The organism is Nocardia sp. NPDC060220 (assembly GCF_042727815.1).
GTDB lineage: Bacteria > Actinomycetota > Actinomycetes > Mycobacteriales > Mycobacteriaceae > Nocardia.
In genome coordinates, this window is the sequence record NZ_JBHWZY010000432.1 from 1 (window position 1) to 5,806 (window position 5,806).

Genomic DNA, 5,806 nt, shown 5'->3' on the forward strand with positions numbered 1-5,806 from the left:
GCTTCCTGTCGGAGAACCCCGACCTCGCCGCGGCCTGTGCCGCCGAGGGCATCACCTTCATCGGCCCCACCGCCGAGATCCTGGAGATGGCCGGCAACAAGGCCACGGCCATCGCGGCGGCGAAGGCGGCCGGACTGCCGACGCTGAAGTCCAGCGAGCCCTCGGCCGATATCGACGAATTGCTCACCGCCTCGGCCGAACTCGAATACCCGATCTTCGTCAAGGCCGTCGCCGGTGGTGGTGGCCGTGGCATGCGCCGGGTCGCCGCGCCCGAGCAGCTGCGTGAGTCGATCGAGGCCGCGTCGCGCGAAGCGGAGTCGGCGTTCGGCGATCCGACGGTGTTCCTCGAGCAGGCGGTGGTGAACCCGCGCCACATCGAGGTACAGATCCTGGCCGACCAGCACGGCAACGTCATGCACCTGTTCGAGCGGGACTGTTCGCTGCAGCGTCGCCACCAGAAGGTGATCGAGCTCGCGCCCGCCCCGAACCTGTCACCGGAACTGCGCGAGCGCATCTGCGCCGACGCGGTGGCCTTCGCCCGCCAGATCGGCTACATCAACGCGGGCACCGTGGAGTTCCTCCTGGATGAGCGCGGCAACCACGTGTTCATCGAGATGAACCCGCGCATCCAGGTGGAACACACGGTCACCGAGGAGATCACCGACGTCGACCTGGTGCAGTCGCAGCTGCGCATCGCGGCGGGCGAATCCCTCGCCGACCTGGGGCTGAGCCAGGAGACGGTGCAGATTCGCGGCGCCGCCCTGCAGTGCCGCATCACCACCGAGGACCCGGCCAACGGCTTCCGCCCCGACACCGGCCGCATCACCGCCTACCGCACCCCCGGCGGCGCGGGCATCCGCCTCGACGGCGGCGCGAATCTCGGCGCCGAGATCGGCGCCTACTTCGACTCGATGCTGGTGAAGCTCACCTGCCGTGGTCGTGACCTGCCCGCCGCCGCCGCGCGCGCCCGCCGGGCGCTGGCCGAATTCCGTATCCGCGGCGTGACGACCAACATCCCGTTCCTGCTGGCGGTGCTCGACGACCCCGATTTCCAGGCGGGCCGGGTCACCACCTCGTTCATCGACGAGCGTCCCGAACTGCTCACCTCGCGCGGCTCGGCCGACCGCGGCACCAAGATCCTGACCTATCTGGCCGACATCACCGTCAACAAGCCGAACGGCGACCGCCCGACCACGGTGTACCCCTACGACAAGCTGCCCGCTGTCGACCTCACGCTGCCGCCGCCGGACGGTTCGCGCCAGCGTCTGCTCACTCTCGGCCCGGAGGGTTTCGCGAAGGCCCTGCGCGAGCAGAGGGCGCTCGGCGTCACCGACACGACCTTCCGTGACGCACACCAGTCGCTGCTGGCCACCCGTGTCCGCACCAACGGTCTGCTCGGTGTGGCGGGTCATGTCGCGCGGCTGACCCCCGAACTGCTCTCGATCGAAGCCTGGGGCGGCGCGACTTACGATGTGGCACTGCGGTTCCTGCACGAGGACCCGTGGGAGCGCCTGGCCGCGCTGCGCGAAGCCGTGCCGAACATCTGCTTGCAGATGCTGCTGCGCGGTCGCAACACCGTGGGCTACACGCCCTACCCCGAACAGGTCACGCGCGCTTTCGTTTCCGAGGCCGCCGCCACCGGTATCGACATCTTCCGCATCTTCGACGCGCTCAACAACGTCGACCAGATGCGCCCGGCGATCGACGCGGTCCGCGAAACCGGTACCGCCATAGCCGAAGTCGCGCTCAGCTACACCGGCGACCTGCTCGACCCGAACGAATCGCTCTACACCCTCGACTACTATCTGAAGCTGGCCGAACAGATCGTCGACGCGGGCGCGCACGTCCTCGCGATCAAGGACATGGCCGGTCTGCTGCGTGCCCCCGCCGCCGCGAAACTCGTGACCGCACTGCGCAGCAACTTCGATCTGCCGGTGCACGTGCACACCCACGACACCCCCGGCGGCCAGCTGGCCACCTACCTGGCGGCCTGGCAGGCCGGGGCCGACGCGGTCGACGGTGCGTCCGCGGCCATGGCGGGCACCACCTCACAGCCCGCGCTGTCGGCGATCGTGGCCGCCACCGCGCACACCGATCGCGACACCGGCCTGAACCTGCAGAACGTGTGCGATCTCGAGCCGTACTGGGAGGCGCTGCGCAAGGTCTACGCGCCGTTCGAGTCGGGTCTGCCCGCGCCGACCGGCCGGGTGTACACCCACGAGATCCCGGGTGGTCAGCTGTCGAACCTGCGTCAGCAGGCGATCGCACTGGGCCTGGGCGACCGGTTCGAAGAGGTCGAGGCCAAGTACGCGGCCGCCGACCGGCTGCTGGGTCGCCTGATCAAGGTGACTCCGTCGTCGAAGGTCGTCGGTGATCTCGCGCTCGCCCTGGTCGGCACCGGTGTCGACATCGAGGACTTCGCCGCCGACCCGGGCCGGTACGACATCCCCGATTCGGTGATCGGCTTCCTGCGCGGTGAGCTGGGCACCCCGGCCGGTGGCTGGCCGGAGCCGTTCCGCAGCAAGGCGCTGGCCGGGCGCAACGAGCCCAAGCCCGAGACCCCGCTGAGCCCGGCCGATCAGAAGGCCCTCGACGGCTCGTCCACCGAGCGTCGCGCCACGCTCAACCGGCTGCTGTTCCCCGGCCCGACCGCCGAGTTCAACGCCCACCGCGAGAAGTACGGCGACACCACCGGGCTGTCGGAGAACCAGTTCTTCTACGGCCTGCGCCGCGGCGAAGAGCACCGCGTGCAGCTGGAGAAGGGCGTCACCCTGCTCATCGGCCTCGAGGCGATCTCCGAGCCGGACGAGAAGGGTATGCGCACGGTCATGTGCATCATGAACGGGCAGTTGCGCCCTGTCGCGGTGCGTGACCGGTCCGTCGCCTCGGAGGTGCCCGCGGCGGAGAAGGCGGACAAGAACAACGCGGGCCACATCGCGGCACCGTTCGCCGGTGTGGTCACCCTGGCGGTGTCCGAGGGCGACGAGATCCACGCCGGCGACACGGTCGGCACCATCGAGGCGATGAAGATGGAAGCGGCCATCACCGCGCCGCGCGGTGGCGTGGTGGGCCGGATCGCGACCACCAAGGTGGCCCAGGTCGAGGGCGGCGACCTGCTGGTGGAACTGGTCGCACGCGAGTCGGAATGACACGCATCGTCGCGGGTGTGGCGGGCGGGCGGCGCTTGAAGGTGCCGCCCGCCGGTACCCGCCCTACCTCTGATCGGGTGCGTGAAGCGCTGTTCAGCGCGATCGACGCCCGCCTCGATCTGGACGGCACGCTGGTCCTCGACCTGTACGCGGGCTCGGGGGCGCTGGGGTTGGAAGCGCTGTCGCGCGGGGCGCAGCGGGCGCTGCTCGTGGAGTCCGATCGCAAGGCGGGCGAGGTGGTGCGCGCCAATATCGCCGAGCTCGGTCTACCCGGTGCCGAACTGCGGCTCGGCAGTGTGTCCTCGGTGCTGAAGCAATCCGCGCCGAGGGCCTACGACGTGGTGTTCTCGGATCCGCCCTACGACGTGAGCACCGAGGACGTGATCGCCGACCTCACCGCGCTGGCGAACAACGGCTGGCTCGCGCCGGAAGCGCTGGTGGTGGTGGAACGGTCGAGCCGCTCACCCGAGATCACCTGGCCCGCAGGCTATGTGGCGTTGAAGACACGCAAATACGGGGAGACCAGAGTCGAGCTCGCCGAGTTCGGTGCTACAGCGTGTCCGGAAACCTAGATCATCCCGGACACCGCCCTTCTCGGGCGTCGTCGGTTTACGCCACAAGCGTGGCGTGAACCTCTGTTCCCGCGTCTACCAGGACTGTTTCACCGACACCCACAGGGTGTCGGTCAGAGCCTTCCCGTCGGCGGACTTTGGTAACCCGGCCTCCTGCTCGGGGGTCCGGGGATCGTGAAAAGTCTTGTTCAATCGTCGGCCACAGTGCGAGGTTGACCGCCGCGTTATGGTCCCGGTCAGCGCGAAACCCACATTCGCAGACGAACATGCGATCCGCCAACGACAGCGTCGGATTGGGTGCGCCGCAGGCCGAGCACCGTTTACTCGATGGAAACCAAAGATCCGCGACGGTGACCGTGCCACCGTGCCATGCCTGCTTGTAGACCAACAGTCGCGCGAAATCGGCCCATCCGACGTCGCTGATCGCGCGGGCCGAACGACGGTTGCCGAGCATTCCCGCCACGTTCAAGTCTTCGACTACGAGCCGGTCGTGGGTCTTGACCAACTGGTTAGCAACTTGATGAGCGAAATGACGGCGAATGTTGGCGACCTTGTGATGGTGGCGGGCCAGCTGGGCAACCGCCTGCCGATGGTTGCGGGACCCGCTCTGCTTCCGAGTCACCGACTTCGCCATCCGTCGTTGACGATCCAGCCCGGTAATCAGTGGTTTGGGGGCGTTGGTGATACGAGCGACCTCGGCACCGGTGGAGTTCGCGGCGACAGCGAACGCGGTCAAACCGCGGTCGATCCCGACCCAGCCACCGTGATCAGCGTGTTCCCGGGGCCGGTGACGATGGGCTGTGTGGAGATCAGATGCTTCGACGGTCAGGCTGATCCACCAGCGTCGCACCCGATAGGCGACGGTGACGTAGAGGATCCTCGCCCGGTCTTTGGTAAGCATCCGCCGCAACCGGCGGGTGTCCTCGCGTACCCGGATCGCGCCGATCCCAGGCAACGCCACTGACCGAGCGCGTCCCTGGTCACCGACTCGGATCGACGCTCGCCCCGACTTGGCGGGCTTGTTACGGATCCGGAATGCCGGGACGGTTGTACCCTTCTTCTTGAACCGGGGAAACCCGACCCGTTTACCCGCGTGTTTGCCGGTTCTGGAATCAGAGAACGCGGCCAGCGCGCGACCGCAGTCGACGGCGGCTTCCTCGAAAACTTGCTGAGACACCTGGGCACGCCATGCCAACCCGGTTACCTGTACGTCGGTGACCCCAGCCGCGTCGACAGTGAAGACCCGTCCTGCGGCTTCGGTCTTCTTCCAGGTGTTGAACGTTTTGATCAGGTCGAACCGAGTCCATGGGACCGGATGTGCTGGGCGGGTTTTGCGTTGGGTGAGAGCGGTTTTCACGAAGTCGAGGCTTTGGTTGAACGCGAATCGGGCCGCACCGGCATGCCTTGCGAGCATGTCGGACTGCTCGACTGTGGGGTCGAGGCAATACCGGAAAGTCGTGTGGCGGCTCATCATCCACGAGTGTGACACGCACCACCGACACTGAATGACGAGCCGCCCGGCACGGGCCGTCTCAGTTCTCAGATAGTCTCTGAGGTATGGCTGCAGCACTGTGCCCCGGCTCCTTCGACCCGGTCACCAACGGTCACCTCGACGTGTTCGCTCGCGCGGCCGCCCAGTTCGACGAGGTGATCGTCACCGTCAATGTGAACCCCAAGAAGCAGGGCATGTTCACCGTCGAGGAGCGCATGGAACTGCTGCGCGAATCCGTCGCCCACCTGCCGAACGTGCGCGTCGCCTCCTGGCAGGGCCTCACGGTGGACTTCGCCAAGCAGGAGGGGATCAGCGCGATCGTCAAGGGGCTGCGCGACGCGGGCGACTTCGGTTACGAGCTCCAGATGGCCCAGATGAACCACAAACTGGCCGGCGTTGACACCTTCTTCATCGCCACCAACCCGTCCCTGAGCTTCCTGTCCAGCTCGCTGGTCAAGGAAGTGGCGGCCTATGGTGGCGACGTGAGCGACATGCTCCCGCCGGCGGTCCACAAGCGCCTGCTGGACCGCCTGGCCGAGCGTAAGGGCTAGGAAGTCGCGGGCAGGCGGAACAGTCCACGCAGGGCGAGGAAT

Annotated in this window: 4 protein-coding genes; 3 read left to right on the forward strand and 1 reads right to left on the reverse strand. The window is 67.4% G+C overall.

Translation table 11 applies throughout. The features are described from left to right. The coding region (locus ACFWF3_RS21610) for a pyruvate carboxylase (protein WP_379315032.1) at positions 1-3,149 on the forward strand (3,149 nt) is incomplete at its 5' end. Then, positions 3,146-3,721, forward strand: coding sequence for a 16S rRNA (guanine(966)-N(2))-methyltransferase RsmD (rsmD, locus tag ACFWF3_RS21615; protein ID WP_378992134.1), 576 nt, complete (start codon positions 3,146-3,148; stop codon positions 3,719-3,721). The genes ACFWF3_RS21610 and rsmD, both read left to right, overlap by 4 nt. A 37-nt stretch (positions 3,722-3,758) precedes the next feature. On the opposite strand, the gene ACFWF3_RS21620 is transcribed toward rsmD, so the two are convergent. Further along, complete coding sequence (locus ACFWF3_RS21620) at positions 3,759-5,192, reverse strand: RNA-guided endonuclease TnpB family protein (RefSeq protein WP_379315033.1); 1,434 nt, start codon at positions 5,190-5,192, stop codon at positions 3,759-3,761. Positions 5,193-5,278: 86 nt separating this feature from the next. On the opposite strand from ACFWF3_RS21620, the gene coaD reads away from it, so the two are divergent. Then, complete coding sequence (coaD, locus tag ACFWF3_RS21625; RefSeq protein ID WP_056811926.1) at positions 5,279-5,764, forward strand: pantetheine-phosphate adenylyltransferase; 486 nt, start codon at positions 5,279-5,281, stop codon at positions 5,762-5,764. Positions 5,765-5,806 lie beyond the last annotated feature (42 nt).